The sequence below is a fragment of the Mycobacterium sp. 852002-10029_SCH5224772 genome (assembly GCF_001667315.1).
Lineage (GTDB): Bacteria > Actinomycetota > Actinomycetes > Mycobacteriales > Mycobacteriaceae > Mycobacterium.
The window spans coordinates 1-672 of the sequence record NZ_LZHT01000113.1 but is presented as its reverse complement, the minus strand read 5'-3'; the positions used below and the strand labels follow the sequence as shown (position 1 = coordinate 672).

Here is a 672-nt window from a genome sequence, read left to right as displayed (position 1 = left end):
CTGCGCCTACTTCGAGCGTGACGACATGACCCTCGAAGAGGCCCAGATCGCGAAGTTCGATTTGGCGCTGGGAAAGCTGAACCTCGAGCCGGGGATGACGCTGCTGGACATCGGCTGCGGCTGGGGTGGCGCGCTGAAACGGGCCGTCGAGAAGTACGACGTCAACGTCGTGGGGCTGACGCTCTCGGAGAATCAGGCCGAGCACGTGCAGAGGACCTTCGACCAGATGGACACCACCCGGACCCGCCGGGTGCTGCTGGAGGGCTGGGAGAAGTTCCACGAGCCGGTGGACCGCATCGTCTCGATCGGTGCGTTCGAGCACTTCGGCCGCCAACGCTACGGGCGTTTCTTCAAGATGGCCTACAACGCGCTGCCGCCCGGCGGAATCATGTTGCTGCACACCATCGTTCGGCCGTCCTTCAAAGAAGCCCGGGCCAAGGGCCTAAGGTTGACCCACGAGATCGTTGAGTTCTCGAAATTCATCCTCGCCGAGATTTTTCCCGGCGGCTGGCTTCCCACCCCGCAGACCGTCGGCGAGTACGGGGTGACCGTGGGCTTCGAGCTCACCCGCGTGCAGTCGCTGCAACTGCACTACGCGAAGACGCTGGATCTGTGGGCCGAGGCGCTCGAGGCGAATCGCGAGCAGGCCCTCGCCCTTCAGTCTCAAGAGGT

The 672-nt window shown here is 64.0% G+C and carries 1 protein-coding gene; it reads left to right on the top strand.

What is annotated here, in order from left to right:
• Positions 1-672: class I SAM-dependent methyltransferase (locus A5775_RS20435; RefSeq protein ID WP_067249747.1), on the top strand; the 672-nt coding region annotated here is incomplete at both ends.